At 47.7% G+C, this 331-nt stretch carries 1 pseudogene; it reads right to left on the bottom strand.

Features of this window, described 5'->3' with window-relative positions:
- Nucleotides 1-331 (bottom strand): annotated as a pseudogene (fadA, locus tag A3761_RS06695) (acetyl-CoA C-acyltransferase); the annotation flags it as partial.

Consider the following 331-nt stretch of genomic DNA (forward strand, 5'->3'; position numbering starts at 1 on the left):
CAGCACGCTTAAGTGCTTTCTTAGTTGCTGGAACTGGGCCGTAACCCATGATAGCTGGATCACAACCTGCAACAGCCATTGAAACGATACGAGCACGTGGCTTAAGGCCAAGCTCTTCTGCTTTCTCAGCTGACATCAACAACATTGCTGCTGCGCCATCTGTAAGCTGTGAAGACGTACCCGCAGTTACTGTACCGCCTTTAGGGTTGAAAGCTGGCTTCAACTTGCCTAGAGACTCTGCAGTCGTTTCTGGACGGATTGTTTCATCGTCCTCAATAAGAACTTTAAAACCGTTCTCATCATGACCTTCAACTGGAACGATTTCGTTCTT

It is taken from the genome of Oleiphilus sp. HI0123 (assembly GCF_001635315.1).